Source organism: Streptacidiphilus sp. EB103A (genome assembly GCF_041261405.1).
Classification (GTDB): Bacteria; Actinomycetota; Actinomycetes; order Streptomycetales; family Streptomycetaceae; genus Streptacidiphilus.
The window spans coordinates 24318-50474 of sequence record NZ_JBGCAQ010000037.1 but is presented as its reverse complement, the minus strand read 5'-3'; the positions used below and the strand labels follow the sequence as shown (position 1 = coordinate 50474).

Here is a 26157-nt window from a genome sequence, read left to right as displayed (position 1 = left end):
CCCCACGGGCCGCGGGCCCGCCGGCCCCCCCCCGCCCCCCGCGGCGGCGCCGGGGCCGCCCGCCCCGCCCCGGGGCGGGCCCGGGCGCCCGGGCGGCCGCCCCGCTCCCAGTTACCTGCTGGTTACATGGTGGTGGTGGTCGTGTAGTTGGTGATGAGGCTCGCGTGGATGCTGAAGCAGGGGTACCAGGAGGCATCCTCCTGTTCGACGTCGAGCTGCTGGAGGGCGAGGATCTGGCTCATACTGATCGTCCTTTCCTTGTGGGTGAGGCAATCACGGCGGATGAGGCGCCGTGGTCCAGGGTGAACAGCTCGTCCTCGGGTCCGTGCAGGACACGTAGCAGGGCCAGCAGGACTCCTGCGGCGCCACCCGACAGGTCGGCGGCGTACCGCAACCCGCCCGCGCCGAGGTAACGAACGCCTCGCCCGTGGGGACTGGCGCTCTTCAGGAGTCCTGTGGCGACCCGTACGGCTGTTTCGCGGTCGGCCGGACAGCCGGTCAGTTCGGCGTGTTCGGCGAGGAAGTAGGCCAGCCCGGCGAGTCCGGTGTAGAGACCGGGTTCCAGGGTGCAGGTCTTCCGGGCGTCGGCGATGAGCAGGGGAAGTGCCGCGGCGCAGCGGTCGTCCGGGGCGGTGGCCACGTACCGGGTCAGGGCCGTGGCCACGCCGGCCGACCCGACGGCCAGGTAGGGCATGGCCCGCCTGAGCACGGCGTTGTCGGCGTAGGACAGGCCACCGTCGGGCAGCCGCAGGGCGCGGTCGAGTTCCTCGTGGAGCAGCTGACGGCCGGCTTCGAGATAGCGTGCCTGACCCGTCTCATCGGCCAGCCGGTGGAGGAAGAGGGCAAGCCCGGCCCTGCCGTGGAAGAGTCCCCTGGCGTCGTGGTCGCCGAGAGTGGCTCCCAGATCGGTCGTGCGCAGGATGGTGTCCCCTGCGGCTGCGGCCCGCTCCAGGTGCCGAGTGTCCCGTGTGCGCCGGTGCAGAGCGAGCCAGCTCAGGCCGATTCCGGCCAGGCCGCCGGCCAATGTGGTGCAGGTCCGGGTGAGGGGATGGTGCTCGGCGGCCCGCAGGAGCTCGACCGCCTCGTCCAGGCGGCCCAACTGCGCCAGGACCCGGGCGATGCCGGCCGATCCCGCGTTCAGCCCCGGGGGCAGTTCGTCGCGCAGGGCCAACGCGTTGAGGACCAGGTGCTTCTCGATCCCCTCGGGGACGGGCACGCCGGCTCGGTGCAGAGCGTGCACCACCCCGGCGGTTCCGTAGGCCACGCAGACGGTGTTGGTGCGGAACGCTTCGAACGCCGGCGGGAAGAGCCAGTCGGTGCGGTTGGTGTCGGCCGCGTCGAGTAGTCCGGTGGCCACCTTCCCTGCGAGTTCGGCGAGATGGCCCTCGGAATCGGCTTCGACGTCGGCCGGCGCGGGCAGTGGGGTGGAACTGCCGTTGCCCGCACGGGGGAAGGCGGTCGCGCGCGCCCAGAGGTCCGCCGGCGGCACCCCGGTGACCGCCAGGTCGCGTCGCAACAGCGCGAGGTAGGACGCGGTGGGCTCGGCCGCGCCCTGGAGAGGAGGAGCGAGGAGTGACAAGGCGAGTGCAGCCATGCCGTACCGGTCCCTCAGGAACGGGTCCCCTTCGGCGTCGGACAGCTCGCGGGGCGGGGTGAATCCGGCGGTGCCCATGGGCGCCGGTGGCTCGGTCAGCCGTGTTGCGGCCTCGAAGTCGACGAGTCTGGCGCGCCGGTCAGTGGTGATGATGACGTTGGCCGGGCTCAGGTCACCGAACCGGTAGCCCTGGGTGTGCAGGTGGGTCAGGGCGTCGTCCAGGCTGCGCAGGATCTGCCGGCATCCCTCGAAGTGACCGGCCGTGTCCTGGGCGGGCCAGTGGGACTTCGTGATGGGCGAGGTGCGGGCCACCCACTGCTGCAGGGGCATGCCGTCGACGAATTCGCTGACCAGGAAGTCGTGCTCCCACTCGGTGAAGTGGTCGAGGGGTTGCGGGCACACTCCGGGGGTCGCCGTGTGAACTGCGGTGAGCACCTCGTACTCGCGGCGCAGTCTCTCCTGTGCGCTGACACCGTCCCAGCTGTAGCCGTTGTGGGCGCGCGCCTCCTTGATGAAGACGAGGCGTCCGGTGCGCCTGTCCACCGCCTGGTACGCCCCGCCGGCGTTGCTGGGCTGCAGCACCTTGAGGATCTCGTAGTCGCGGATGACGATCGGCCCGGTGTGCGGTGCGGGCTCCTCGGCGACGAAGGGGTCGAGGATTCCGTCGGGAAGGATGAAGGCAGGCCGGCGCAGGTCCGGCACGTCGCGTCCGTAGCCGTCCCGGATGATCGGTTCTCTGGTGCCGTCGGGCAGCAGTCGACTCCGGTGGCTGAAGGCGCCGTAGCGGTAGTGGACGGTCCGTGAGTCCCGGTACCGCCGGTCGGAGAGGATGTAGGGGCCTTCCTCCCCGTCCAGGGCGGTTGACAGGGTGTCGAGGAGTCGGGCAGCTGTCTCGGTGTCGGGTGGGTAGACCGCGCAGAACTTGCCGGCCTGTGCCCGGTCCGCGTGTTTGTGGTGCAGGACCAGGAAGAACGTCCGGGCGGCGACGTGTTTGAACGGCACCCGCTCGGCGAAGCACGTGTCCGCCACCACGTCGAGGACGTCCTGGGCGCTGTCGAGGCGCGCGGACACGTGGATCTTCCAGCCCTGGGCGGCCCGGTGCACCTCCGGGTGGCTCCAGGCCGTCCAGATGTCACTGTCGGCGCACAACCATCCCTCCGGCACGCGCACAGGGGCGAACCGCTGCCCGGTGTCGGCGATAGTTGCCAGCGGAGCGTAGTGCTCCCGGTCCGCGAACGCCTGACCGACGACGTCGAGCAACGGATTCTCCTGAGGACGGAACGAGGTTGGGCGGAGCGGTGGCACCTGGTGCGTGGCGGTCGACGGTCCGCCTTGACGAAACCGCCGCCCTGCGGGCAGAACTGATTGTTGACCAAGACGCCGGCGAGGACATCCGTGTAATCACTGAAGCCCCCTACGTACTCAGCTCGCCCGCACCCATCTCTCCGGCGCCTTCGGCGGCCTGGTCCCGGCCGAGGCTCATGCCCGCCTGCTGCTGGGCCGCAGCCTCGCCGACGCTCACCGGCTCGACGAGGCGGACCCGCCATCGGCCGGGCCATGCAGCTCGCCGACACCAGCGGAGCCGCCCCCTTGAGCATGCTCGTCGTCTACACCCAGCGGCGGATCGGCGGCCGCCGTCCTCGCTCGGGTCGGCGCGACACCGCCGACCCGAGCCTGTCCGAACAGGAACGCCCCATCGCCGAACTGGTCGTCCGCGGCCGGAGCGACCGTGCCATCGCCGCCCGACCTGTTCATCTCCATCAAGACCGTCGAGGGCCATCTCACCCGCATCCACTGCAAGCTCCACGCGCTCGGGATACTCATGCTGATCTCGGGTGGGAGTCTGCGGTCTTGATCATCCGTCATGTCTCCGTTGTATGTAGTGTGCGGAAATGACAAGAAGCGAGCGAATCGCGGACCAGCTGGACCGGCACTGGCACAGAAACCTGCGGCCGCGGCTGCACGGTCTTGCCGATGAGGAGTCCTTCTGGGAGCCGGTGCGCGACTGCTGGAGCATCCGCCAACGTGGCACGTCGGCCGCACCGATGTCGGAGGGTTCGGGGGAATGGACGATGGACTACGCGTCCCCTGACCAGGAGCCGGTGCCGGCGCCGGTGACCACGATTGCCTGGCGGCTGGCGCACATCACCGTCTCCTGCCTGGGCTATCGGGTCGGATGGCACTTCGGCGGCCAGGACCTCGACTCCCAGCCGATCGCCTACGCGGGGACCGCTGACGAGGCGCTGAAACAGCTCGATGAAATGTATGGGAGATGGGACGCGGGGGTCCGCGAGCTCTCGGACGCTGACCTGGAGAAATCGCCCACGGTGGGTCCCGAGCGGTTTCCCATGGAGGGCATCGTCCTGCACGTCAACAGGGAGCTGATTCATCACGGCGCCGAGATTTCCCTGCTGCGCGACCTCTACCGCTGGCAGGACGGAGCCGTACCGCGCCGAATATGACTTTCCGGCAACCGGCGATCGAGCTTCGGAAACCTACCTGAACTCCGTGACGCTCCGTGGCGGCGAGCTTCAGTGAAGCTGCGCCCTCTGGAAGTAGCTGGTCAGGGTGGTGGCGTGAGGGTCGTTCGGGGTGCTCATGCTGGTGTCGGGCAAATGTCTCGGATGTAGATCATCTGTCAGCGGGCTCCTCGAGGTTGGTCAGGACGCGCAGGACGCCCTCATGGGCGTGGCACATCCCTTGATCACCCCCAGCCTGTTCGCCGCGAGCAAGGAACTGAGCGAACAGATCACACATGGCCTGGAGACCAGCGACAAGGTGCTGGGCACGATCAGGGGTACAGCAGAAGGCATCAGACCTGCCCACCTACTCCAGACCCCGGAAGGGTACGCCCGGCGGATGGCCGACACCCCAGCCGACTTCCGCGCGCTGCGCAGTGCCCTATGCGATCTTGACAAGGGGGAGGTCTGGGGCGGGTTGAGCGCGGTACCAAGGCCGGAGGACCAGACCGCCGTGATCTATGTCTGCCGACAGCACTACCTGGCGTTGCAGTACCCTCACCGGCCGACATGAGGTGGCTGTGGCTCTGCGCTCATCCATTTCCTTGGGCGTTGCTCGGCCCACCTGACGGTTCGTGACACAGTGTGGCGCGACTGTGAAGCTGTGCATGAGGGCGACGCCGTCGCGGTCGATGCGACTCGGTGAAACGACCCTGGCGGCCGTCAGGCCGCCGGGGTCGTTGTGAACAAGTTGTCGGCGTCATGCTCACGGTGTCGCATGGGTTCTCGGCTAGGTGGGTGCGGGCGGGCACCATGCCGAGCCTGCACAGTCCTGTTCCCAGCGCGCATCCGCCGCGCAATTCCCACGTCCCCGGTGAAGGCTGTTCCTAGACGCAGGTGGCCTGCAGCAGTAGCGCAGGGCCGTCCCCTACTAGCGGAAGCCAAGATGATGACCGACGTCAAGCCCGTCCTCGAGCCCGCGGCGCAACAGTTCGCCGACGACACCGCGAATCCGCCCTACCTGTTCGACCTGCCGGTCGCCGAAGGCCGTAAGACGGTCGACTCGGTGCAGGACGGCGACATCCCCGCCCCCGCCGTCGACATCGTCGATCTCACAGTTCCCGGCGGACCGTCGGGCACCGTGAGCATCAAGATCTACCGGCCGGCCGGTTCCGTCGGCGAGCTGCCGGTGATCCTCTTCACCCACGGTGCGGGCTGGGTGTTCGGCGACGCCCACACCCACGAGCGGCTGGTGCGGGAACTCACGACCCGCGCCGAGGCCGCGACCGTCTTCACGAACTACTCGCTGTCACCGGAGGCGAAGTACCCCACGGCGATCGAGGAGATCTACGCCGCGCTGGAGTGGATCGGCGAGAACGGGGCGTCGCAGAACCTGGACGCGAACCGGATCGCCGTGGCCGGTGACTCCGTCGGCGGGAACATGACCGCGGCGATCACCCTGATGGCCAAGCAGCGCGGCGGTCCGCGGATCGCCGCGCAGCTGCTGTACTACCCAGTCGCCGATGCGAACTTCGACACCGGCTCCTACCACCAGTTCGCCACCGACTACTGGCTTCGCCGCGACGCCATGCAGTGGTTCTGGGACCAGTACACGACCGACGCCGCCCAGCGCGCCGAGATCACCGCCTCGCCGCTGCGCGCCACGTTGGACGAGCTGGCCGGGCTACCGCAGGCCCTGGTCATCGTCGGCGAGGCGGACGTGCTGCGCGACGAGGGTGAGGCGTACGCGGCGAAGCTGCGCCAGGCCGGCGTTGCGGTGACCGCCGTCCGGTTCCAGGGCATCATCCACGACTTCGTCATGGTCAACGCCCTACGCGACACCCACGCCGCCAAGGCCGCCACCGCGATGGGCGGCGAGTTCCTCCGCAACGCCTTCTACGACGCCTGATCCGGAAGGATGAGCCGACATGCCCGAATCCGAATCCACACCCGCCGAAAGCGCGCCCACCGTCGTGCTGGTGCACGGAGCGTTCGCCGACGCCTCGTCGTTCGCCCGCGTCATCCCTGAACTGTTGGACCGGGGCCTCAAGGTCCTGGCTCCCGCCGTTCCCAACCGCAGCCTACTCGGCGATTCCGCCTACATCGCCTCCGTCATCGGCTCGATCGGCGGCCCCGTCGTCCTGGTCGGGCACTCCTACGGCGGCGCGGTGATCACCGTGGCCGGGGTGGAGGAGAACGTCAAGGCACTGGTGTACCTGTCCGGATACGTGCTGGCGGAGGGTGAGAGCCTGGGCGAGCTGCAGGGCGGTTTCCCCGACTCGCTTCTGGCCGGCGCCCTGGTCTACACGCCGTTCCCCGTGGCGGGCTCGGACCAGCCCGGCACCGACGTCTCGGTCGACCCGGCGAAGTTCCACGAGATCTTCGCCGCGGACGTCGAGGAGGAGCTGACGAGGGTCCTGGCGGTCTCGCAGCGCCCGCTGGCCGCCGCCGCGTTCGGCGAAAAGGCTCCGGCCGCCGCCTGGAAGACCAAGCCGGCTTGGGCGTCGGTCGCATCGGCCGATCACACCATCAACCCGGACGTTGAACGATTCGGCTACCGGCGGGCCGGGATCACGCCGATCGAAATCGACTCCTCGCACCTGGTCATGCTGTCGCACCCCAAGGAGGTCGCCGATCTCATCCAGCAGGCCGTCGACGCCGTCTCCTGAGTCCACGCCCACGTCCACGGCCCCCGGATCCCCGTCCCCGTCTTCCACCCCACGTGCGCACGCTGGAACTGCGCACCGGCGCGGCAGTCGTGATGCAGAACCAGAACACAACCGTGCGGGCTCGGCGCACGCATGCCACCCATGATTGGCCGCGCCCGGTTAGCATCGAGAGAGGAGCTTCGATCCGAAGGCAGGCCGCCGCATGGTCGTCGTGCACGACACCGACTCGATCCCGGCGCCGGACCGCATCGACTCCCTGAACGCGGCCTTCGCCGACAGGGAGAGCCCGCAGTCGGTCACCTACGTCAACACCGCGGCCATCCGCCACACGATGGAGCTGTTCGATCTCGGGTCCGGAATGCACCTGCTCCGGAACGTGGGGACCGGGCTGCACATCGTCCGCAGCGCGCGTCACGTGCGCCAGGGGGCTCCGGACCAGTTGGCGATCGCCATGCAGACGCGGGGCTGGGGGCTGGCGGTCACCTCCGACGGCCCGGTCGCGTTCGCTCCGGGTGGTCTCAAGATCGTCGACACCACCAAGCCGTACACCTATCAGCAGTCGGCGGTCAGTGACCACACGGTCATGCTCATCGACCCCACGCTGCTCGCCCTGCCGATGGACGTGCTCCGCAAAGCGGCGCCGGGCCTCCGGGCGAGCCCGGTGTACGGGCTCGTGCGCGCGCACTTCGTCGGGCTGTGCAACACCCCGACCGACCTGCCGACGGATGCGGCCGCGTCGGTCGGCGTGGCCACCGTGCAGCTGATCAGGGCCCTGATCACTACGTCCATCGACGATCCGCGGCGCGCCGAGGCCATGCACGACACGGAGGCCGTCCGCATCAGGATGTTCATCGAATCGCTTCTGCATGACCCGACCCTGTCCGTGGAGCGCATCGCCGCCGCGCACAACGTCTCCGCACGGCAGCTCTACAACATCTGGGCCCGATCCGGGAACGAGACCACCATCGCCGAATGGATCATGCACCGCCGGCTGGAGCGGGCCCGCCGGTCCCTCGCCGACGCGGACCCCAGAGTCTCGATCGCGGCCGTCGCCCGCGCCTCCGGATTCACCAACATGAGCCACTTCAGTCAGCGTTTCCGCAAGGCGTTCCAGACGACCCCGCGCGAGTGGCGCGACTTGCGCCGCGTCGGCGATTGAGCGTGGCTCCGGGCTTCGCATAGTGATCGTTTTCGACGCCGCCGAGGCCTCGCCGGAAGGCCGCGCGGAGGCCTTCCACGCCGCCCTCAACGACGTCACGCCGCCGACCGTCGTGACCTATGACGGCCCCGGCGAGTCCATCCAGTGCCGGATACCGGCCTGGCACTTCGGAGCGGTCAGCCTGGTCGCGACGACGGGCACGGGACTGCGGCTCCAGCGCGGACTGCGCCGGATCCGTGTCGAGGGGCCCCCGGCCGGGGTGGAGCCGTCCCCGGCAAGGGCGGCGCTCGGCCCCGGTGGCCTGGAGCCGCGGCCGCCCCCTCGCGCGAGCGGTACACGAGGCACGCCGGCCCGACCGAACCCGGGACTACCCTGACATCGGCGACACCGCCGAGCTAACAGCTGTGGAAACCAGCCGCTGCCCTCCTGGTCACTCCTCGCGGAACGTGCCTGAAGGATCTCCGCCGCTTTTTTGGGTCAATGCGGTGATCCCGTCGACCCGGTGGTTGCTTCTGTTGCTTGACCTTCGAGTCGGGTTGAAGGTTTACCGTCACGGCATGACCACGTACCGGATCTCGCAGTTGGCGGAGCGCTCAGGTGTTCCGGCCACGACCCTTCGCTTCTACGAGAGCGCCGGGTTGCTGCCGGCGGACCGTCCGCCCTGGAACTGGGCGTGCGCGCCCCCGAGGGCGCGGCGTCCATGCTGGCCGACCTGTTCGGAGCGACCGTATGAGCGATCCCCCTTCACCGCGTCCCGCCCGCCCCTGGGGCGTCCTCGGGGCCGGTGCGGCGGCAGCCCTGGCCTGCGCGGTGTGCTGTGCGGGCCCGCTGCTGGCGGTCTTCGGCGCGATCGGCGCGGCCTCGGCGGTCGCCTCGGTGTGGGTGCCCGCACTCGCGGTCCTGGCCGCGGCCGCGTTCCTGGCCCTGCTCCTGGTGCACCGACGCCGCCGCGCGGCGGCCTGCCGCACCGACCGCGCACCGGGGCCGGTGGATCTGCCCATGCCCCTCGCCCCGGGCACCACCGCCAAGCCCTGGTCCTGAACCACGGCGACACCGGGGCGATGGCTGCTTGGATGCACCTGGTGGTCCTCGATGCGCTCGACCGCGCCCTTGGACTCCTGTGACACCGGGGAAGCTCCTTGCTCACGTGCCGACCGCGCCGGTGGCGGCCACTGCCGAGCCAGCCTCACAGGTCACGCAGCTGCATCCTGACTGCACTCTTGGCCCCGTGGGGTCGGTAGCAGTGGACTCGCCTCCGTCCCGCTTCCTCTACATTGCGTAGTAGCTTGGGGCCCTCCAGGCAGCCTCAAGCGGACAGCGGCCTGGCATGTTCGAAGTCTTTGACGACAAGGGGTCACCGGGTGGTGGAGGAGCGTGATGGGCGCGGCGGCGCGGGCCGCCGTGCGGCGGGCGCGTTGGAGTCCGACGTGATGGCCGTGCTGTGGGCCGCCGAGGGTCCGTTGACAGCGGCGCAGGTCGGCGACCTGTTGCCGGACGAGTTGGCGTACACCACGGTGCTGACGATCCTGTCGCGGTTGGTGGACAAGAAGCAGCTGACCCGGGCCCGCGCCGGGCGCGGATACGCGTTCGCGCCGGTGCGCGACCAGGCGTCGGACACCGCGCAGCGGATGGCGTCGCTGCTGGACCAGGGGACGGACCGCAAGGCGGTGCTGGCCCGGTTCGTGTCCACGCTCAGCAGCGAGGACGAGGCGATGATGCAGGAGCTGCTGCGCGGGGACGAGGGGACCTGACCCGGTGCGGATCAGTGTCTACATCCCCTTCGTGGTCGCAGCCCTGCTGGCACTCCTCGCTCCTCACCTGGCACTTCGGCTCGCGCCGCGCACGGCGACCTGGGCGCTGGCGGGGGCCGCGCTGGTGGCGGGGGTGAGTTGGCTGGGTGCGCTGGCGCTGCTGGCGTTCTCCGGGTTCGGGCGGATCCCGCTGGTGGCGTTCCTGGGTTCGTGGTCCACCACGGTCCTGGACGCAGAGGACCCGGTCACCCGGACGGTGGCCGCGGTCTGTGCGGCGGTGCTGATGGTGTCAACGGTCGTCCTGGGCGTGGTCTCCTGGCGTCGCGGGCGCGTGCTGGTGGCCGCGTTCGTGGAGTGCCACCGCATGCCGGGCGACGGCGAACTGGCGGTGATCGACGACGCCCGCCTGGAGGCGTTCGCGCTGCCGGGGCTTCCTGGTTGGCCGGGCCGGGTGGTGGTCTCCACCGGGATGCTGCGCACGCTGGACGGCGCGGAGCGCGGGGCGCTGATGGCGCACGAACGCTCCCATCTGCGTAACCACCACCACTTCTTCCTCCTGGTCCTGCACCTGTCGGCGGCGGCCTGCCCGCTGCTGTTCGCGCTGGCCCGCGAGGGGGCGTTCACCGTGGAGCGGTGGGCGGACGAGGACGCCGCCGCGGCGCTCGGGGATCGCCGGCTGGTGGCTCGCGCGGTGGCCCGTGCCGCACTGGCCAAGAAGGACAGTCCGAACCGCGAAGGGGCGCTGGCCGCTACCGGCGGTCCGGTGCCGCGCCGGGTCAAGGCGCTGCTCGCTGCTCCGCCGTTGCCGCGCCGGATGCCGCTGGTGGTGTTCGCGCTGCTGCTGGCGTTGTGCTGCGGCAGCCTGGCTGAGGCTGCTCACGACACCGAGAAGATGTTTGAGGGCGCCCAGCACGCCTACGCCGCCAGCCACTGACCCGCACAACGAACTGATTCCCGCCGTCAGCACTCGGCCCCCAGGAGACCCCTGCCGTGACCGCGCCTCTGTCCACCTCTCCTCCCGTTCCTGCGCGGTGGCGGATGTGGCCGCTGTATGCGGCCGGGTTCACCACCGCGTTCGGCGCGCACGGCATCGCGGCCAACCTGGGTTCCTTCGCCGCAGGGCACCATCAGTCGCTGCTGGTGCTGGGCGGCCTGCTGGCGCTGTACGACGGGGCGGAGGTGCTGCTGAAGCCGGTCTTCGGCACCCTGGCCGACCGGATCGGGGCCCGCCCGGTGCTGTTGGGCGGCTTGGTCGCGTTCGCCCTCTTCTCGGCGCTGTTCGCGGTGGAGGACGACACTGGGCTGCTGTGGCTGGCGCGGCTAGGCCAGGGGGCGGCCGCGTCCGCGTTCTCCCCGGCGGCCTCCGCCTTGGTGGCCCGGCTGAATCCCGCAGCCAAGCACGGGCGGGCGTTCGGCTCCTACGGCTTCTACAAGAGCCTCGGATACACCGCAGGCCCGCTGCTGGGCGGCGTCCTGGTCTGGGCCGGCGGACTGCCGCTGCTGTTCACCATCATGGCCGTCCTGGCCGCAGCCGTGGCGGGCTGGTCGGGGCTGGTCGTGCCCGCCGCCGCGCCGCTGCCCCGGCGCCGCCAGACCGTCCTTGACCTGGCCCGCTCCCTGGGCAACGGCGCGTTCCTGCGCCCGACCCTCGCGTTGGCGTGCGCGACGGCCGCACTGTCGGCGGGGGTCGGGTTCCTGCCGGTGTCGGGCGCGGCCGCTCATCTGGGGACGGTGGCCACCGGGGCGGCGGTGTCGGTGCTGGCCCTGTGTGCCGCGCTGGTGCAGCCGCGTGCCGGACGGGCCATGGACGCGGGACGGATCAGCGCACCCACGGGCATTCGCGCCGGTCTGCTGCTGACGGCGCTGGGGCTGGCAGCGGCGATGCTGCCCGGTGTCGCCGGGCTGCTGCTGGCGGCTGTGGCCATCGGAGCCGGCACCGGCCTGATCACCCCGTTGGCGTTCGCCGCCTTGGCCGCCTCCACAGCACCTGAGCGGCTCGGGCAGACTATGGGGGCGGCCGAGCTGGGACGTGAACTGGGTGATGCCGGTGGTCCGTTGTTGGTCGCGGTGGTCGCTGTGGCCACCACGCTCACCGGCGGCTTCGCCGCCCTGGCGGTGGTGATCGGCGCCGCACCCTTGATCCTCTCCCGCACCGGGGAATCGCCCGTCGAGCAAGCACCCCCACCCTCCTGAACGTCGGCAGGCACCGCTGCGATCAGCGGCGCTGGCCCGAGGGTGCCGGATGGCCCACGGTGGCGGCCAAGGCGTCGAGTTCCACCGACAACCGGGTCACCTCGCTGCCGAGGTCGGCCAGCAGCGCGGCGCGCGCCTGCGGCGGGAGGTCGGGCACCTGGTTCAGGACCTGCACGTGGGCCTTGACGGCGGTCAGCGGCTCGCGCAGCACCTGGACTGCGGCGTTGACCCTGTGTCGCTCGCGATCCTGGGTGCTGGCCAGGGCTTGCAGCAGATCGGTGACCGCCGCGGCCAGGCGTGCGACCCGTCCGCGCCCGCGGGCCGCCTGCCGGCCGACGTCTGTGAGCCGGGCGTCGATGCGGCCGCTGCGGGCGGCCAGCTCGATCGCGCGGGTCAGCTGCTCCACCTGCGAGCCACCCAGACGCCGGGTGAAGACCTCGCTCACCGGTCAGCTCGCGGCGTGGCGTCGACGCTGCCCGCCACCAGCAGCAGACCAGTCCTCGCGCACAGCAGCCGCAGTACCAGCAGCAGCCGGCACCGGCTCACCCTGCGATGTGGACTGCCCCTCGGACAGGGGGCCGAAGCGGGCCAGCAGCGGGGACAGCACCGGGATCTGGGTCAGGCGGGACTGGAACCAGGTGTGCCACAGGCCGGACAGGCAGATGATCGCCGAGCAGGAGACCAGCAGGGAGCCCAGCACGTCGGTGGGGTAGTGCGCGCCGATGTAGAGCCGGGAGAACGCGACCAGGGCCACAACTGCCGCTCCGGCCAGAGCGACCGGCTTCTGGTGGCGGGTGCCGCGGGCCAGGAAGCAGGCGGCGATTGCGGCCGAGACGGTGAAGGCGACGTGGCCGCTGGGGAAGCTGTTGGAGCCGATCTCCGGGTCCAGGGAGTAGATGGCTGGGGGCCGGTTGCGGGCGACCAGGATCTTCGCGATCTCCGAGCTGTTCCAGCCCACGGCGACCACCAGGAACGTGGTGACGGTCTTGACCGGGCTGTGGCGCACGAACAGCAGCCAGCCGCACCACAGCGCGAGGATCACCAAGCCGCCGACCGGGGAGACGATGTCGCTGACCGCGAGCATCGCCTGGTTCAGCCACCCGGTACGCGTATCCAGCTGCAGGCGGCGGTCCCAGTGCAGTTCGTGCGGCTGCAGCAGCGAGGTGTGGGCGGCGACCAGGCCGATCGCCAGCGCGATCACGAACAGCAGCAGGGCGGTGCGGAACCAGTGGCGCACGTACGGCATGCGGGTCCTTCCAACGGCAGGGGGAGCGGCACAGCGGGTGCCGGGGCGGTCGCCGCCCACCGCGCACGTGGGTGCACCCCGGGGGAAGGTGAATAGCACGTGACGTTGGGACGGCGAAGCGGCGACCGCCCGGCATAAGCTACTACACGTTGTAGAGTCGCGGATGGTTCCACCCCGCTCCCGCGCACCTGAGGACGGCCGATGCACGCGATCACCGACTGGCTCGGATCCCTGTCCGGACCCGTCGTCTACGCCGTGGTCTTCGCCCTGGTCTTCTGCGAGGACGCGCTGTTTGTCGGCTTCGTCCTGCCCGGGGAGACCGCCGTGGTCCTGGCCGGGGTGCTGGCCAGCCAGGGCAAGGTCTCGGTGTGGTGGCTCGCGAGCGTGGTCGTGCTGGCCGCCATCGCGGGGGACAGCGTCGGCTACGAGGTCGGGCACCGCTTCGGCCTCAGGATCCTGACCACCAGCCCTCTGCGCGGCCACCAGGACCGGATCGCCAAAGCCCAGGACCTGATCCGGCGCCGCGGACCCGAGGCGGTGTTCCTGGGCCGCTTCATCGCCTTCTTCCGCGCGATGATGCCCGCCCTGGCCGGCATCTCCCGCATGCCCTACCGCCGTTTCCTGCTCTTCAACGCGCTGGGTGGCCTGGCCTGGGGCATCGGCTACACCCTGCTCGGCTACTTCGCGGGCAACGCCTACAGCAGGATCGAGGCCCAGGTCGGCCACTACGTCGCCGTTGCGGTGGCCGCCGTCGTGGTCATCGCGCTGGTGGCGTGGCACCTGCGCCGCAGGCGCCGTGCCCGTGCTCCCAAGCCGGACGGTGACGCCCGCGACGACGCCGAATCGGATCTTTAGCCACCATCCGCCGACGGGGCGGCGAGGCGGAGCCGGGCCGGTGGGTCCGGGCTGCCGGGCGCCAGCTGCTCGTTCCGGGTGTTGAACGCTGGATGTCAGCTTGGCGAACAGTGGCTTCCAAGCCCGCTGGGCTTCTACAGCGTGTAGTAGCTTCGGGTCGCCCGCTCGTCAAATCCCTTGCTGCGAAGGCTGCCCGTGTCCGTTCTCACCTATCCAGAGGCCATCGGTGTCGGCCTGCTGCAGGGCGTCACCGAACTCTTCCCCGTCTCCAGTCTGGGCCACAGCATCCTGGTGCCCGCACTGCTCGGCGGACACTGGAAGACCGACCTCAACGTCTCCGCCGCCGACTCGCCCTACCTGAACGTGCTGATCGGCCTGCACCTGGCAACCGCCCTGGCGCTGGTCGTCTTCTTCCGGCGCGACTGGGTCCGGGTCATCTCCGGCCTGATCAGCTCCGTGCGCCAGCGCCGGATCGAGACGGTGGACGAGAAACTCGCCTGCCTGCTGATCGTGGCGACGATACCCGTCGGCATCGCGGGACTGGCCCTCGACAAGGTCTTCCGCGAACACCTCGGCAAGCCCATCCCCGCCGCGATCTTCCTGACCGTCAACGGCCTGGTGCTGTTCGTCGCCGAACGCCTGCGCCGCGGCGGCACTGGCCAACGCCGCGCCACCGACGACCTGCCCGCCCCCGGCGACGAGCAGCTGCACCCCGACGAACTCTCCGACCGAAGGATCACCAAACTCGGCTGGGGCCGCGCCCTGATCATCGGCGGCGCCCAGATCCTCGCCCTGCTCCCCGGCATCAGCCGCTCCGGCGTGACCATCAGCGCCGGCATCTTCAAGGGCCTGCGCCACGAGGACTCCGCCCGCTTCGCCTTCCTCCTGGCCACCCCCGTCATCGGCGCCGCCGCCCTGCTCAAGGTCCCCGCGCTCCTGGGTCACCAGGGCGACGGCATCCGCGGCCAGGTCCTGGCCGGGGCGGTCGCCGCGTTCGTCGCCGGCTACATCGCAGTCCGGTTCCTGACCCGGTACTTCGAGACCCGCACCCTGACCCCCTTCGCCATCTACTGCACCCTGGCCGGCGCGGGCAGCCTGGCCTACCTCACCCTGGGCTGACCGACATCGCGCAGACGAAGCCCCGGCCGGGGACTGGCTCGAACGTGCGGCGCAGGCCGATGAGGTAGACGCGTAGATAGCCCGCTCTGTCCTCGCGTCCGGGGTCCCTGAGGCTCTGCAGGAGATGGCGTGCGGTCACGCCTTGTCCGGACTGCTGGAGGAGCACGGTCAGGATGCGCCACTCGATGGGGGGTGAGTCTAACGGCGCTTCTTCCCCCGGTAGCGGCTCGCAGGTTGGGCGCACGGTGTAGTCGCTGATGGCGGTGGTGTGGCTGATCGGCGCTGCTGTTGCCGGGCGGCGCAGTACGGCGCGGGTGACGTCGTTGCGGTTGCCGCCGGTCACCGTGGCGGCCAGCGGGATGCCGTCGGCGTCCACGATGACGTGGTGCTTGCTGCCGGTCTTGCCACGGTCTACCGGGGAGCGCCCAGTGTGGTCTCCGCCCTTCAAGGCACGCAGGTGGGAGCCGTCCACGGAAGCGCGGGACAGGTCCAGGACGTCGCCTGCGCGCAGTTCGGCGAGCAGGAGTTCGTGCAGTTGCTGCCACACGCCTGCCTCGTTCCGGGCATTGACCAGCATCTCATTGAACATGTTTATCTCGATCATGGGTGTCATGTCGGTCGAGGTGCCCCGTAGCTCGATGGCCTGTTCGGGTGGATTGTCGGCACGTGCAGCGTCCGCGACGGCTCCCGCCAGCCACAGTCGCCCGACCGCTTGCTGACCCGCGCTCCTAGATGCGGCGGGGAACGTCGGTGTGGAGGCCTGCCCGACAGGTGAGTCCAGCGGCCTGGTTAGTCAATGGATTTGAGAAAGATTGGGATGCGAATGTCTGAAGGGGGCGTCTCGACGGGTGGGCTGGGTGATGTGGTGTCCGATGCCCGTAGCGGCATCGTCCCGGGCCTTGCAGTGCTGAAGTGCGAGCATGAGGGGGCGCTGCCTTCCCGAGTTCCTCCAACGTATTGACAAACCTCGGCTCCGGTTCGTAGGTTCACCGGGAAGCGATTACCACCCGACCGCTGCTCGCGATCGCGCGCGGCGCCGATGGGAGCGTGCGATCACTGTGACCACTGACACCACCCGCCGGGCGCCGGCCGTCCGTGGCAGCTGGGTCGGGTACCGACCCGTGGCGATCGGCGATGGATGCCTCCGCGCTTCCTGAAGGACCAGGGCTTCGCCGCCGAGACCTTGGGGGCCTCGCGCCCTACGGGAACGCCGGTTTCCTGGACATCGTGCTCACCTTCATGGCCGCCGCGGGCCTGCGTCGTGTCCTGCTGGCCGCGACCACCTGCGAGCGGCCCGCCTCGGTGACCCGACTCGGAAGTCGGGCGTTGTCGCCCGAGCCTCTCGACCGTCCCGCACCTCTTCGAAGCAACAGGAGACCCCACCTCATGCACGACGACCGAGTACTGGTCGAGGCACGACTGGAACGCGTCCTGCGGGAGCGTATCCGCCCGGCCGTGTACCCGCTGACGGCCCCGCTGGATGTCGAGATCTGGTCCACCGCGGGTGAGCCCGTACCGGTGGCCGAGGGGCTGGCGGCCCCGACCCTTCCCATCGCCGAGGGAACCCCGTGGGGCGCACCCTGGGGCACGAGTTGGTTCAAGGTCTGCGGAGCGGTCCCCGCCGAGTGGGCCGGTCGGACCGTCGAGGCCGTGCTCGATCTGGGCTTCACCCCGCGTACCCCGGGTTTCCAGTGCGAGGGGCTGGTCTACCGGCCGGACGGGACCCCCGTGAAGGGGCTCCACCCGCGCAACTCCTATGTGCGGGTGGCCTCCCCGGCGCTCGGCGGGGAGCAGGTGCACTGGCGTGTGGAGGCGTCGTCCAATCCCGACCTCGACGGGGGCGGGGTGCCCTTCCAGCCCACGCAGATGGGGGAACGGGCCACGGCGGGGGACGCGCCCCAGTACGTGCTCGGGCCCATGCGGCTGGCGGTCTTCGACGAGACGGTGTGGAACCTGGTCATGGACCTGGAGGTGCTCGGCGAGCTGATGGCCGAACTCGCCGTGGACGCGGCGCGCCGCTGGGAGATCCTGCGCGCGGTCGGCCGGGCGCTGGACGCCGTCGACCTCCAGGACGTCAACGGTACGGCCCAGGCGGCACGCGACGAGCTGGCCGGGGTGCTGGCCGCGCCCGCCGTCCCCGCCGCGCACCGGATCAGCGCGGTCGGCCACGCCCATATCGACTCCGCGTGGCTGTGGCCGCTGCGTGAGACGGTGCGCAAGGTCGCCAGGACCGCCTCCAACATGACCGCATTGCTGGAGGAGGAGCCCGAGTTCGTCTTCGCCATGTCCCAGGCCCAGCAGTTCGCCTGGATCAAAGAGCACCGGCCGGAGGTCTGGGCCCGGGTCAAGGAGGCGGTCGCGGACGGGCGGTTCGTCCCGGTCGGCGGGATGTGGGTGGAGTCCGACACCAACATGCCGGGCTCCGAGGCGATGGCCCGTCAGTTCGTGCACGGCAAGCGGTTCTTCCTGGAAGAGTTCGGCCTGGAGAGCGAGGAGGCCTGGCTGCCGGACACCTTCGGTTTCGCCGCAGGTGTGCCGCAGATCATTCGTGCCGCCGGGGTGCGCCGGCTGCTGACCCAGAAGATCTCGTGGAGCCGGACCAACAGCTTTCCGCACCACACCTTCCTGTGGGAGGGCATCGACGGGTCGCGGATCTTCACCCATTTCCCGCCGGTCGACTCCTACAACTGCGAGATGAGAGGGCGTCAGATCGCCCACGCGGATCGCAATTTCAAGGAGAAGGGCGCTGCCACCCGCTCGCTGGCACCGACCGGCTTCGGCGACGGCGGAGGGGGCACGACCCGGGAGATGGTCGCGAAGGCGGCGCGGCTGCGCAGCCTGGAGGGCTCGGCCACGGTGCAGTGGGAGGCACCTGCCGAGTTCTTCGCCAAGGCCGAGGCCGAGTATGCGTGCCCGCCGGTCTGGGTCGGCGAGCTCTACCTGGAACTGCACCGGGCCACGTTGACCAGCCAGGCGCAGACCAAGCGCGGCAACCGGAGCAGCGAGTCGTTGCTCAGGGAGGCCGAGCTGTGGGCGGCGACGGCGGCGGTGCGCGTCGCAGCGCCCTACCCGTACGCCGAGTTGGACCGGATCTGGAAGACGGTGCTGCTGCACCAGTTCCACGACATCCTGCCCGGCTCCTCGATCGCCTGGGTGCACCGTGAGGCACGGGAGACCTACCGGCGGGTGGGGGAGGAACTGGAGGGCATCATCGCCGGTGCTCAGCGCGCGCTGGCCGGCGAGGGGTCGACCCAGCTGGTGTTCAACGGCGCGCCGCACGACCGCAGCGGCGTGCCCGCGGGCGGAGCCGCGCCAGAGGCAGGACCGGGCGGCTTGGTTGCCCCTGTCCCGCGCGAGGGCGGCGGGTATGTGCTGGACAACGGCCTGCTGCGGGTTGAGATCGACGACCGTGGCCTGGTCGTGTCGACCTACGACATCGGGGCGGGACGTGAGGCGGTCGCCCCTGGGCAGGCGGCCAACCTGCTCCAACTGCACCCCGACTTCCCGAACCAGTGGGACGCCTGGGACGTCGACGCCTTCTACCGGAACACCAGCAGCGACCTGGTCGAGGTCGCCGGCATGGAGGTGGCGGGTTCGTCGGTCCGCGTCGAACGGGTCTTCGGCGCGTCCCGGGTCGTCCAGTTGCTGTCGGTGCCGTGGGGTGTGAAGCGGCTCGACATCGACACGGAGGTGGACTGGCACGAACGCGAACGCTTCCTGAAGCTCGCCTTTCCGCTGGACGTGAAGGCGGACCGGTACGCCTCGGAGACCCAGTTCGGGCACGTGTACCGGCCCACCCACCAGAACACCAGCTGGGAGTGGGCGAAGTTCGAGGCTTGCAACCACCGCTTCGTATACATGGACGAGCCGGGCTGGGGTGTCGCGGTCGTCAACGACGCCACCTACGGCCACGACGTCACCCGTTCGGTGCGCGGCGCGGGCACGACCACGACGGTGCGGGCGTCGCTGCTGCGCGCACCGCGCTATCCCGACCCGGAGACCGACCAGGGTGTGCACCGGTTCCGGCACGCTCTGGTGCCGGGGGCAACCGTCGACGACGCGGTCCGCGAAGGCTACCGGGCCAACCTTCCGGAGCGCAGGGTCACCGGAGCGGTCGCCGCGGTGGAGCCGCTGGCGACGGTGCGCGAGGAGGCCGCCGTGGTGAGCGCGGTGAAGCTGGCCGATGACCGCAGCGGGGACCTGGTGGTCCGCATCTACGAAGCCCACGGCGGCCGCACCCGCGCCACCGTGTCCGTGGCCGACGGCTTCGCCGTGGACCGTGCCGTCCTGACCGACCTCCTGGAACGGCCGCTCGCGGGCGCCGACCCGCTCGCGACCGGGCAGGGGACCGTTCGACTCGCGCTGAGGCCATTCCAGATGGTGACCCTTCGGATCCCGCGAACCTGACCCTCCGTCACCGGTCCGACGTGGAGCATCGCACGGCAGGCGCGGTGTTCGGTGCTCCACGTCGTCAGGAACCGGTGGCCTGATCCGGGTGCAGTCCGAACAAGCATGGGAGAGACACCGCTCTTGAACCGCAACCCCGCCGAGGACCGTGCCCACTGGGAGCTGACCGCGGACCGCCTGCTGCTCGCGGCGAGGCCGTACGCGACCGCCGGACACGCCCTGATCGGACTGCCCGGTATCCCGAGCGCCAACGGCATCCACAGCGACGGCCTCGAAGGCTTCGCCCGCACCTTCCTGCTGGCCGGGTTCCGGCTGGCGGGCGCACGCGGGGCGGACCCGCACGACCTGGCCGGCTGGTACGCGGCGGGCCTGGCTGCCGGCACCGACCCGAAGAGCCCCGAACGCTGGCCCACCTTCGCCGAGAGCAACCAGGCCAAGGTCGAGGCCGCCTCCATCGCGCTCGCGCTGCACGAGACCCGGCTATGGATCTGGGACCGCCTGGAGGACCGGATCCGACAGCAGGTCCTTGATTGGCTCGCGCCGATGGTCGGCGACCCCATGCCCGGGAACAACTGGGTGTGGTTCCAGGGCGTCACCGAGGCATTCGCCCAAACCACCGGGGGCGCATGGCGCCAGCAGGACCTGGACCGCGTCATCGCGCTCACCGACGGCTGGTACGCCGGGCAGGGCTGGTACTCCGACGGGCTGACCGGCGGCGAACGCCGCAACTTCGACCACTACAACGGCTGGGCCATGCACCTGTACCCGCTGTGGTTCTGTCGCATCCTGGGCGACGCCGCACCCGCCGGGCTGCTCGACCGCTACCGCGCCAGGCTGCGGCGCTTCCTGGAGGACCAGCGGTACCTGGTCGGGGCCAACGGCTCGCCCCTCGTCCAGGGCCGCTCGCTCACCTACCGCTACGCAGCCCTCGCGCCGCTGTGGACCGGCGCGCTCTTCGATGCCACACCCCTGGTACCGGGGGAGACCCGGGCCCTGGCCAGCCGCATGCTCGACCACTTCACCTCGCACGGCGCCACCGACGACCGCGGCCTACTCACCCTCGGTTGGCACCGGCCCTACCGCGGCGTGCTCCAGGTCTACTCCGGGCCCGCCTCGCCCTACTGGGCCAGCAAGGGCTTCATCGGCCTCGCACTGCCACCGGACCATCCGGTGTGGACCGAAGAGGCCACCCCACTCCCGGTCGAACAGGGCGACTTCCTCCGCACGCTGGCCGCACCAGGCTGGCTGGTCTCCGGCACCGCCGCGGACGGCGTGGTCCGCGTCGTCAACCACGGCGGCGACCACGCCGACCCGGCACATCCGCACGCGGACGACCCCTGCTACGCACGCTTCGCCTACTCCACCCACACGGCACCGGAGACCCCTGGGGACCCCACCGCCGCCCCGGACGCCTGCGCGCACACCGACCCGCTCGACAACGCGGTGGTCCTGCTCGACGCGCAGGGCCGCGCCTCCCACCGGCGCCCATGCATCCGGATCTCCGTCGACGGCGCCACGGCCGTCTCCCGCTCCCGGGCCCACTGGCCGCAGAACTCCACCTGGGATCCCTTCGGCGGCCCCGACACCACCCACCGGCCAGGCCCCTGGATCACCGTGGGCTCCGCACTGCGCGGATCGGTCGAGGTCCGCGCCGTCCGGGTGGACGGTGACCCCGGGGACGGCCATGTGCTGCGCATCGGCGGCTGGGCCCTGGCCGTCAGCCAGGCCGCCGCACCAGCCGACGGCACGGTGACCGGTGCCACGGCCCGCGTCGCGGGCTCCGCCGGACTTCTCTCGCTGGTCGTCGGCGTGCACGGACTCCCGCACGCCCGGGTGGTACCGGGTGCCGACAGCAACGCCATGGGCCCCGCCTCGGCCACCCCGGTCGTGGAGACCGAGGGCCCAGTCGCCCACGGAGTCCTCCACCTCGCGCTGGTCCACCTCGGCGGAGCCGACCCCGCCGCCCTACCCCAGATCACCCCCCGGGCCGAGGACACCACCCTGCTCGCGGACGTCACCTGGCCCGACGGCACCCACGACACCATCCGCCTGACTGCACCCGACCACGCGCACGACCCCTGGAAGGACCACCACGGTGCATGACGACCGCCGGATCACCGAGACCCGGATCCGCAAGCTGCTGGACCGGGTGATCCGCCCCGCCCTCTACGGCACCGCCCGCCCGCTCACCCTTACCGCCTGGAAGGTCGACGGCGAACCCGTCCCGGTGGCCGAGGCCCTGCACGCGGACTACCAGCCCTTCGCCCTCGGATCGACCTGGGGCGGCCCTTGGTCGACCACCTGGCTTCGGGCGCGCGCACAGATCCCCCAGGAGTGGGCCGGCCGCCGCGTCGAGGCGGTCTTCGACCTCGGTTTCGACCTCAACCGCGGCCCTGGCGGCCAGGCCGAGGGCCTGGTCCACGACGCCCACGGCACCCCGATCCAGGGTCTGCACCCCTACCACCGCAGCGTGCTGCTCGCCCAGTCCGCCACCGCCGGCGACCAGGTCGACCTGCTCGTGGAGCTCGCCGCCAACCCCTGGATCGTAGGCAGCGCCGGCCACAACACCCACCTCGGCTCGCTGGATACCGCGGGCACCGAGCACCTCTACCGCCTGGGTCAGGCCGAGATCGCCGTGCGCGAGGAGGACGTCTGGCACCTGATCCACGACATCGAGGTGCTCGACGAGCTGATGCACGAGCTGCCCGAGGGCTCCTCCCGGCGCCACGAGATCCTGCACGCGCTACGCCGAGCGGCCGACGCCGTCGACGCCACCGATGTGCCGGGCACCGCCGCGCAGGCCCGGAACCGGCTGGCCGAGGTGCTCGCCCGGCCCGCGCATGCCTCCGCGCACACCATTTCGGCGGTCGGGCATGCCCACATCGACTCCGCCTGGCTGTGGCCGGTCCGCGAGACGGTGCGCAAGTGCGCCCGCACCTTCACCAACATCACCACTCTCGCCCAGGAGTACCCCGAACTGGTCTTCGCCTGCTCCTCGGCGCAGCAGTACGCCTGGATGAAGGAGCAGTACCCGGAGGTCTACGCCCGGATGAAGAAGGCCGTCGCCGCGGGCACCTGGGCGCCGGTAGGCGGCATGTGGGTCGAGGCCGACGGCAACCTCCCGGGCGGCGAGTCGCTGGCCCGCCAACTCGTCTACGGCCGCCGCTTCTTCGCCGACGAGTTCGGCGTCGAGCAGCACGGCGTCTGGCTGCCCGACTCCTTCGGCTACACCGCCGCCTACCCCCAACTGGCCAAGCTGGCCGGCGCGCGCTGGTTCCTCACCCAGAAGCTCTCCTGGAACGAGACCAACCGGCTGCCGCACCACACCTTCGCCTGGGAGGGCATCGACGGCTCCCGCGTCTTCACCCACTTCCCGCCCATCGACACCTACAACGCCGAGCTCACCGGGGCCGAACTCGCCCACGCCGAGGACAACTTCATGGACAAGGGGGCTGCTACCCGCTCGCTGGCGCCGTTCGGGCACGGCGACGGCGGAGGCGGCCCCACCCCCTCGATGCTGGAGAAGGCGCGCCGCCTACGCGACCTGGAAGGCTCGCCCCGGGTGGTGATCCAGGCGCCCGACGCCTTCTTCGCCGCCGCCGCGGCCGAGCACGAGAGGCTCCCGGTATGGCGAGGTGAGTTGTACCTGGAGAACCATCGCGGCACCTACACCAGCCAGGCCCGCACCAAGCGCGGCAACCGGCGCAGCGAGGCGCTGCTGCGCGAGGCCGAGCTCTGGGCCGCCACCGCAGCCGTCCGCACCGGCACGGCGTACCCGTACGAGCGCCTGGAAGCCCTGTGGCGGCGGGTGCTGCTCAACCAGTTCCACGACATCCTGCCCGGCACCTCCATCGCCTGGGTGCACCAGCAGGCCGAACGCGAGTACGGTGAGATCCACGCCGAGCTTGAGCAGGTCATCGCCGATGCCACCGGTGGGCTCCCCGGAACCCTCGCGTTCCTCAACGCCGGACCCTACCCGCGCCGCGAAGTCACCCGGGTCGCCATCGGAGATGGCTTCACCGACGCTCAGGCACTCGCCGACGGCAGCTCCGCGGTCCTCGCCGATGTGCCCGCCCTCGGCTCCGGTCGGACCGCCTCCACGGCCGCCACTGTCACCGCCACTGCCCATGACGGCGGCTACGTCCTCGACAACGGCATGCTCACCGTCCTCGTCGACCGGCGCGGCCTGATCACCAGCGTGTACGACCACACCGCCCGGCGCGAGGCCGTCGCCCCCGGCACCGCGGGGAACCTGCTCCAACTGCACCCCGACGACCCCAACCTGTGGTCCGCCTGGAACCTGGACCCCTACTACCGCGACACCGTGCACGACCTGGACCAGGCAGAGTCGGTCACCCTCGTGGACGCAGGCCCGCTGCTCGCCGCGGTCCGCGTCGTCCACGCCCACGGGGCCTCCCGCTTCATCCAGGACATCGAACTGACCGCCGAGAGCCGCCAGGTGACGGTCCGCAACGACATCGACTGGCAGGAGCGCGACACCCTGCTCAAGGCCGCCTGGCCCCTCGACGTCCACGCCGAGCACGAGAGCGCCGAGATCCAGTTCGGCCACGTGCGGCGCCCCACCCACGAGAACACCAGCTGGGACGCCGCCCGCTTCGAACTGTGGGCGCACCGCTGGGTCCACGTCGGCGAACACCACTGGGGCGCCGCCCTGCTCACCGACTCCACCTACGGCCACGACGTCCACCGCGACACCCGCGCCGACGGCGGAACCACCACGACCGTCCGCCTCTCCCTGCTGCGCTCCCCCCACAGCCCCGACCCCCAGGCCGACCGGGGCCGACACCGATTCAGCTACGCCCTGGCCCCCGGCGCCGGCATCGAGGAGGCCATCGCCGGGGGCTACGCCCTCAACCTTCAACTGCGCCCGGCTACCGCCGAGGCCCGGCCGCTGGTCGCGCTCGACACCACCGACGTGGTGGTGGAGTCCGTCAAACTCGCCGACGACCGCAGCGGCGACGTCGTGGTCCGCCTCTACGAGGCGGGTGGGGGAGCGCTCGCGGCACGGCTGTCGACGGGCTTCGCGCTCGCCACCGCCCACGACTGCGACCTGCTGGAACACCCGCAGCAGGAACTGACCGCGACGCCCGGTGCGACCGGGACCGCTGGCATCGACCTGCGCCTGCGCCCGTTCCAGATCCGCACGCTGCGCCTTCGCCCCGCCGCCACGGCCGAGGATCCCGCGTGACGGGCCCGCGCGGACGCCGCGGGCCGGCAAGCTCCGCCGTCGGCAGCACAGGGGTGTCATAGCATGTCACCGACCGGACGCGTCGGGGCGGCGGACCTGTGACACCGCCCGAGGCTGGGAGAAGAATGATGACGGAGAGCAAAGGGACGTCCACCATCCGACGCGGCACCAACCTGCCGCGCGTGGGTGACTTCAACGAGTCCGTGATCCTGGACGCCATCCGCCGGCACCCGACGGGCCTGAGCCGGGTCGAACTCGCCCGCGCCACCGGGCTGTCCGCACAGACCGTCTCCAACATCACCCGCCGACTGCTCGACCAGGGCGTGGCTCGGGAGTCGGGCAAGCAGAGCAGCGGGAACGGCAAGCCCCGCACCCTGCTGGAGATCGTTCCCGGCTCCCGCTACGCCCTCGGCGTGCACCTCGACCCGGCCGTCATCACCTGCGTGCTGGTCGACCTGCTCGGCACGGTCGTGGCCCAGCGCAGCCAGGTCACGCCCAGCGGCGACACCGACAAGATCGCTGCGGACATGGCCGCCTCGGTGTCCGCGATCGTGGCCGAGTCCGGGGTGGACCGCGAACGCATCCTGGGCCTGGGGATCGCCGCACCCGGCCCCATCGACGCCGAAGCAGGCTGGGTGGTGGACCCGCCCGAGCTGCGCGGCTGGGGCCGGTACCCGCTGCGCGACAGCCTCAGCGAGGCGACCGGTTTCCCCGCGGTCCTGGACAAGGACGTCACCGCGGCGGTCGTCGCCGAGCGCTGGACCGGCTCGGCCACAGACAGCCGCAACCTGCTCTTCTTCTACTTCGGTACCGGCTCCGGCATGGGCCTGGTCGTGGACGACACTGTGCTGCGCGGTGCCTCGGGGAACGCCGGGGAGGTCGGCGGCTTCGGCGCGGCGTTCTCGACCAGGACCGTGGTCGAGGAGTCGATCGCCCTGGGCGTGCTCGGTGCGGAATACACGGTGACCAGCCCGCCCGACGCCCAGCGGGGCCTGGAGCGGCTGGCCGCGCTGGCGGTTGCGGGCGACGCCCAGGCCGACGGTGTCCTGGAGCGCTTGGCGATCCGTATCGGCCGCGGTGTGAGCGCGGCGGCGACGCTGCTCGACATCGACACCATCGTCTTCGGCGGCCCGACCTGGCACCTGCTGGCCGACCGGCTGCTGGTCACCATCGAGCCGATGGTCGCCAGCTCCCCGTTCGTCAAGGCCACCCACCCGACGGCCGTCGTCTCCACCACCTTGGGCGTGAGCGTGGCAGCAGTCGGCGCGGCCTCCCTGGTGCTCGACCACGCACTGTCGGCCCAGCCCAGGACCCTGCTCCTGAAGTGACAGGACATCAGCCTGGGTCGCTGGTGCGCTTCTGGCTGTCGGCGGCCGACGTGACCGGGGCACGGCGCCGGTCCCCTTGCGCTATCCGACCTTGGGGTGCGCGTAGACCGTCGCGTCGCTTCCGGGTGGGCGGCGATGGCCTCTCGGAATGAAAGGTGGCCCGACTCT

At 70.9% G+C, this 26157-nt stretch carries 20 protein-coding genes and 2 pseudogenes; 18 read left to right on the top strand and 4 right to left on the bottom strand.

The window, feature by feature from the left end; all coding sequences use genetic code 11:
* Positions 1–238: 238 nt before the first annotated feature.
* Positions 239–2854, bottom strand: a complete 2616-nt coding sequence (gene lanKC / locus ABH941_RS39320) for a class III lanthionine synthetase LanKC (protein ID WP_370136256.1) — start codon at positions 2852–2854, stop codon at positions 239–241.
* 469 nt (positions 2855–3323) lie between these two features.
* Here lanKC and ABH941_RS39315 point away from each other — a divergent pair, with 469 nt between their 5' ends.
* The 12 genes and pseudogenes from ABH941_RS39315 (at position 3324) to ABH941_RS39260 (ending at position 11825) form a co-directional block, all read left to right on the top strand.
* Positions 3324–3449, top strand: coding sequence for a hypothetical protein (locus ABH941_RS39315; protein ID WP_370136254.1), 126 nt, complete (start codon positions 3324–3326; stop codon positions 3447–3449).
* Between the two features lie 37 nt (positions 3450–3486).
* Entirely contained in the window at positions 3487–4056 is a 570-nt protein-coding gene (locus ABH941_RS39310; protein WP_370136252.1) for a DinB family protein, read from the top strand.
* A 130-nt stretch (positions 4057–4186) separates the two neighbouring features.
* Entirely contained in the window at positions 4187–4627 is a 441-nt protein-coding gene (locus ABH941_RS39305; protein WP_370136249.1) for a hypothetical protein, read from the top strand.
* A gap of 375 nt (positions 4628–5002) precedes the next feature.
* Positions 5003–5962, top strand: coding sequence for an alpha/beta hydrolase (locus tag ABH941_RS39300; RefSeq protein ID WP_370136267.1), 960 nt, complete (start codon positions 5003–5005; stop codon positions 5960–5962).
* A gap of 19 nt (positions 5963–5981) precedes the next feature.
* Positions 5982–6722, top strand: a complete 741-nt coding sequence (locus ABH941_RS39295; protein WP_370136246.1) for an alpha/beta fold hydrolase — start codon at positions 5982–5984, stop codon at positions 6720–6722.
* A gap of 202 nt (positions 6723–6924) precedes the next feature.
* Positions 6925–7881, top strand: a complete 957-nt coding sequence (locus ABH941_RS39290; protein ID WP_370136243.1) for a helix-turn-helix domain-containing protein — start codon at positions 6925–6927, stop codon at positions 7879–7881.
* A 22-nt stretch (positions 7882–7903) separates the two neighbouring features.
* Positions 7904–8257, top strand: a complete 354-nt coding sequence (locus tag ABH941_RS39285; protein WP_370136241.1) for a hypothetical protein — start codon at positions 7904–7906, stop codon at positions 8255–8257.
* Positions 8258–8438: 181 nt separating this feature from the next.
* Positions 8439–8543, top strand: a pseudogene (locus ABH941_RS39280) (MerR family DNA-binding transcriptional regulator); the annotation flags it as partial.
* A 67-nt stretch (positions 8544–8610) separates the two neighbouring features.
* Positions 8611–8922 carry a hypothetical protein gene (locus ABH941_RS39275; protein WP_370136270.1) on the top strand — a complete coding sequence of 104 codons (312 nt, stop codon included), beginning with the start codon at positions 8611–8613 and terminating at the stop codon, positions 8920–8922.
* A 323-nt stretch (positions 8923–9245) separates the two neighbouring features.
* A complete protein-coding gene (locus tag ABH941_RS39270) occupies positions 9246–9632 on the top strand; it encodes a BlaI/MecI/CopY family transcriptional regulator (protein WP_370136238.1) in 387 nt (128 codons plus the stop codon).
* A 4-nt stretch (positions 9633–9636) separates the two neighbouring features.
* Positions 9637–10566: a M56 family metallopeptidase gene (locus ABH941_RS39265; RefSeq protein ID WP_370136236.1), complete on the top strand. Its 930-nt coding sequence runs from the start codon at positions 9637–9639 to the stop codon at positions 10564–10566.
* A gap of 104 nt (positions 10567–10670) precedes the next feature.
* Positions 10671–11825, top strand: a complete 1155-nt coding sequence (locus ABH941_RS39260; RefSeq protein ID WP_370136265.1) for an MFS transporter — start codon at positions 10671–10673, stop codon at positions 11823–11825.
* Between the two features lie 22 nt (positions 11826–11847).
* On the opposite strand, the gene ABH941_RS39255 is transcribed toward ABH941_RS39260, so the two are convergent.
* Positions 11848–12270 (bottom strand): hypothetical protein, encoded by a 423-nt coding sequence (locus ABH941_RS39255; protein ID WP_370136234.1) that lies wholly within the window; start codon positions 12268–12270, stop codon positions 11848–11850.
* A gap of 3 nt (positions 12271–12273) precedes the next feature.
* Positions 12274–13071 (bottom strand): phosphatase PAP2 family protein, encoded by a 798-nt coding sequence (locus tag ABH941_RS39250; RefSeq protein WP_370136231.1) that lies wholly within the window; start codon positions 13069–13071, stop codon positions 12274–12276.
* Between the two features lie 201 nt (positions 13072–13272).
* On the opposite strand from ABH941_RS39250, the gene ABH941_RS39245 reads away from it, so the two are divergent.
* Together ABH941_RS39245 and ABH941_RS39240 are read left to right on the top strand one after the other, a co-directional pair.
* Positions 13273–13926, top strand: coding sequence for a DedA family protein (locus tag ABH941_RS39245; RefSeq protein ID WP_370136228.1), 654 nt, complete (start codon positions 13273–13275; stop codon positions 13924–13926).
* 195 nt (positions 13927–14121) lie between these two features.
* On the top strand, positions 14122–15045 hold the full coding sequence (locus ABH941_RS39240; protein WP_370136226.1) for an undecaprenyl-diphosphate phosphatase: 924 nt from the start codon (positions 14122–14124) through the stop codon (positions 15043–15045).
* A 304-nt stretch (positions 15046–15349) separates the two neighbouring features.
* Here ABH941_RS39240 and ABH941_RS39235 read toward each other — a convergent pair.
* Positions 15350–15601 (bottom strand): annotated as a pseudogene (locus ABH941_RS39235) (transposase); the annotation flags it as partial.
* A gap of 830 nt (positions 15602–16431) precedes the next feature.
* Between ABH941_RS39235 and ABH941_RS39230 the strand changes: the two are divergent.
* The 4 genes from ABH941_RS39230 to ABH941_RS39215 all read left to right on the top strand — a co-directional run bounded on the left by ABH941_RS39230 (position 16432) and on the right by ABH941_RS39215 (position 25989).
* Entirely contained in the window at positions 16432–19452 is a 3021-nt protein-coding gene (locus tag ABH941_RS39230) for an alpha-mannosidase (RefSeq protein WP_370136224.1), read from the top strand.
* 105 nt (positions 19453–19557) lie between these two features.
* Positions 19558–21555, top strand: coding sequence for a DUF2264 domain-containing protein (locus ABH941_RS39225; RefSeq protein ID WP_370136221.1), 1998 nt, complete (start codon positions 19558–19560; stop codon positions 21553–21555).
* Positions 21548–24661 (top strand): alpha-mannosidase, encoded by a 3114-nt coding sequence (locus tag ABH941_RS39220; RefSeq protein ID WP_370136219.1) that lies wholly within the window; start codon positions 21548–21550, stop codon positions 24659–24661. Before ABH941_RS39225 ends, ABH941_RS39220 begins: the two co-directional genes overlap by 8 nt.
* Positions 24662–24789: 128 nt before the next feature.
* A complete protein-coding gene (locus ABH941_RS39215) occupies positions 24790–25989 on the top strand; it encodes an ROK family transcriptional regulator (RefSeq protein WP_370136217.1) in 1200 nt (399 codons plus the stop codon).
* Positions 25990–26157: the final 168 nt, after the last annotated feature.